Origin of the sequence: Longimicrobium sp., from assembly GCF_036554565.1 — a bacterium.
GTDB lineage: Bacteria > Gemmatimonadota > Gemmatimonadetes > Longimicrobiales > Longimicrobiaceae > Longimicrobium.
On record NZ_DATBNB010000210.1, the window covers coordinates 1 to 2,778 of the forward strand.

Below are 2,778 nucleotides of genomic sequence, written 5' to 3' on the forward strand. Positions count from 1 at the left end.
TCGGCGCGGCGCCGGAGGGGGCCGCGGGGCCGCAGGCCCGTACGCCGTCACGCGCCCTCCGCGACACCCTGCACTTCGGTGCGCACGAGGGCGGGCGCGCCCTCGACGGCGCCCCGGCGGTGGGCGCGTCGCTGACCATTCCGGTGCGCGGCATTGCGCCCCAGCAGCTTCGCGACTCGTACAACGACGCGCGCTCCGGGGGGCGCACCCACAACGCCATCGACATCATGGCGCCGCAGGGCAGCCCCGTGGTGGCCGCGAGCGACGGGGTCATCCATCGGCTGCGCACCGGAGGCCTCGGCGGCATCACCATCTACCAACTGGGCGAAGACGGACGGACGCTCTTCTATTACGCCCACCTGGAGCGGTACGCGGCCGGCATCCGCGAGGGCCAGCGGGTGCGGCGGGGCGAGGTGATCGCCTACGTGGGCGATACGGGCAACGCGGGGCCTGGCAACTACCACCTGCACTTTTCCGTGGGGCGGCTGACCAGCATGGAGCGCTGGTGGGAGAGCGAGAACGTGAATCCCTATCCGCTGCTGGCCGGCAGCGCCGCCCGCGCCGCCACCGCGTCGCGCGAAGACCGCTGATTTGCGCTCGAGCAACCCTGGTCCATCGCACGAGAGCCGCGGCCCCGCCGCGGCTCTCCGTGGTTTGGGGGATCACGCACTGCGGAGACCGAGGACTCTGGATGACAGGTAGCGGGGTGACGACTGACAGGGAGCGGCTGGCCATGATCGGACGTGCCTCCCAGACCTCCTCCACACAAGCGCAAGCCAGTCCGCGCAGGCGGACTTCGTGTCCGTTGCAGCGACTCCAGTCGCCCTGGACGGGCTCGGCTTCGCGGGTCAGGCCTGGGGCGTGTACATGGCGCCAGGCACCAGCCCGCCGCCCTCGATCACCTGCTGGTCCCACGGAAACACGATCAGCGAGCCGGTTTCCAGCGCGTGGAAGTCCGGCCGGTAGCCGCCGGGGCGCACGAAGCTGGTGGCGGTCCGGACCGCGGCCGGTCCCACCTCGCGCACCGCGGCCAGAGCCAGGCGCAGGGTGTCGCCGCTGGTGCTGATCTCGTCCACGATCAGCACGCGGCGGCCGCGGGCGCTCACGGGCGTGGGCGACAGCACGCGCGGATAGGCGTGGGCCACGCGCCCGTGCTCGCGGCGGGTGACCTTCATCGCCTCGAAGTCGCACTGCAGCATCGTCGCCACCGTGGCCGCGGGCACCACCCCCGCCGTGGCGATGCCGATGACCAGCTCCGGCTGAAACTCCTGCGCCACACGCACCGCCAGGGCGCGGCACAGCTCGCCGAACAGCTCCCACGACAGGTCGAACCGGCCGGATAGGCCACCCGCGGGCGAATGCGCGGGATGAAGCACGGTCGGAACGGCCATGGAAAGCTCCGGGAGCCGGGTTCAGAAAGGGGCCGTGCACGTTACAAGATCCATTCCCCCCATGAAAGCAAACATTTCGCGCGCGGTGGCGGGGCGCGGGCCCGGCGGATAGAATCCGGCTCATGGCAGACGACCTTCGCGCCCGCGCCGACGAGCGGTTCGAGCGCGCGCTCCGCGAGACGGGCGCGCGAGACCCGCGCAACTTCTTCCGCGACCAGCTGCGCGACCTGCGGGCGCGCGACGGCGAGGCGTTTCAGCAGGCGCTCACCTACTTCAACCAGCGGCTGATTCCGGCCGTCGCCGACGACGCGTCGGACCCCATCGCCGAGTGGCTGGAGTACGGCCGGTTGCTGGCGTCGCTCTCCATCCCGGGCCGCACGGTGCAGATCGACGCCACCGGCCGCTCGCGCGAGTACGCCCGTCCAGTGCCGCTGGCCGCGCTGGTGCTTCACCTGCCGTCCAACGCGGGCACGCCCGCCCTGGTCGTCGCCATCCCGCCCAAGCTCACTCCCCACCAGCGCGCCGCCTTCGATCTGCTCGTCAAGCAGTCGAACGGGTCGTAGCCGGCTCGAAACGTCGCTCGCGGACCGACCGGGCTCGGCGTGCGGGCCGGCGCCCCCCATCCCCAGCCCTTCCCCCGCAAACAGCGCGGGGGAAGGGAGCCAGTGTGGTGCGCTTCCGCGGGTCAGTCGTCGGCCCCTGCACACACTCCGCATCCATCGACGCGATGTCATCCCGATGGAGCGGCCACGCGGAACCTGCGGCAGCACCACGCTTTGCAGCGACTGAGGGATCCGCCACACAATGCGCCAGGACGCTCCATCGCCGCGGAAGCACCGTCGCAAGCGGGGGTGTAGTGCGCTTGGATCGGATGCCGGTGCATGCCACGGCAGCCCCCTCTCCCCGGCCCTCTCCCCCGCTTCGCAGGGGAAAGGGAGAAATCGATCGCGCTCCGGCAGGTGCGGCGTGCTTGCGCGTACGGGAGCGACGGCTCGCCACCATCCACGGAGTACGGCTCCGTGCAGCACCCGCCTCGGTACCGCGTCAACGCTGGTCCAGGGATGCAACCTGTTTTCTCCCAATCGCTTAAGATGTCCGCTACCCGCCCGGCGCACGTCCTGCGGTATTGGTCCATCGGGCCGTGGACGCGCGCGTCTGCCAGCAATTGACGGGGAGGAGGCGATGATGAGGTTCGATACCGCGGTGGACGCATATCTGAACGGGTCTGACCGGTCGCGCCCGTGGACGCAGCGGGAGGAAGAGGTGATGCTGCGTGGGTTGGCGGGCTGGCTCCCCGGCCAGGTGGAAAGCGATGGCGTCGAGGACATCACCCCCGACGTCCTCACCCGCTACGCCGACGAGCGCCGCCTGTCGGACGAGGAGCGCG

The 2,778-nt window shown here is 71.1% G+C and carries 4 protein-coding genes; 3 read left to right on the top strand and 1 reads right to left on the bottom strand.

What is annotated here, in order from left to right:
• Positions 1-590 (top strand): M23 family metallopeptidase (locus tag VIB55_RS05660; RefSeq protein ID WP_331875693.1); only part of this gene is annotated, 590 nt, incomplete at its 5' end.
• Positions 591-848: 258 nt separating this feature from the next.
• Here the strand turns inward: VIB55_RS05660 and VIB55_RS05665 are convergent.
• Complete coding sequence (locus VIB55_RS05665) at positions 849-1,391, bottom strand: phosphoribosyltransferase (RefSeq protein WP_331875694.1); 543 nt, start codon at positions 1,389-1,391, stop codon at positions 849-851.
• 122 nt (positions 1,392-1,513) lie between these two features.
• Between VIB55_RS05665 and VIB55_RS05670 the strand changes: the two genes are divergently transcribed.
• A complete protein-coding gene (locus tag VIB55_RS05670) occupies positions 1,514-1,954 on the top strand; it encodes a hypothetical protein (RefSeq protein ID WP_331875695.1) in 441 nt (146 codons plus the stop codon).
• 622 nt (positions 1,955-2,576) lie between these two features.
• The coding region (locus tag VIB55_RS05675) for a hypothetical protein (RefSeq protein ID WP_331875696.1) at positions 2,577-2,778 on the top strand (202 nt) is incomplete at its 3' end.

Excerpts from the sequence above, each read along its gene's own strand:
- VIB55_RS05665 (WP_331875694.1), bottom strand. The coding sequence starts at position 1,391 with ATGGCCGTTCCGACCGTGCTTCATCCCGCGCATTCGCCCGCGGGTGGC.
- VIB55_RS05670 (WP_331875695.1), top strand. The coding sequence starts at position 1,514 with ATGGCAGACGACCTTCGCGCCCGCGCCGACGAGCGGTTCGAGCGCGCG.